General features: G+C 49.3%; 1 protein-coding gene. It reads right to left on the bottom strand.

Annotated elements, in window-relative coordinates:
* On the bottom strand, positions 1 to 172 hold a 172-nt coding region (locus tag RTW80_RS29215; RefSeq protein WP_312721620.1), incomplete at its 3' end, for a hypothetical protein.
* Positions 173 to 274 lie beyond the last annotated feature (102 nt).

The following is a 274-nucleotide window of genomic DNA, read 5'->3' as shown; positions in this document are numbered from 1 at the left end:
CCCAGGCACTCTCCTGCGCAGCCGGTGCGGCAGTAACAGTAATGGTTTCTTCTTTTTTCGGGGTTTCGGCGGCATGAGCATAAGCAGACATGCCGGCAACCGCTGTGGCTACGACGACCGCGATTTTACGCAGCGACGTGTTAATTGGCTGAGCAGTATTGGAAAGCGCCATGATGGATCTCTGATGGAAAAAGTGAATGATAACGTAAACGAGAATTATTATTATGACCGCAGAATAATATGCGAAACGTTGGCTGCATAGCAAGCAGTATGC

Source organism: Escherichia sp. AM3 (assembly GCF_032029835.1).
GTDB classification, from domain to species: Bacteria; Pseudomonadota; Gammaproteobacteria; order Enterobacterales; family Enterobacteriaceae; genus Escherichia; species Escherichia coli.
This window is presented reverse-complemented; position numbering and strand designations above follow the sequence as displayed.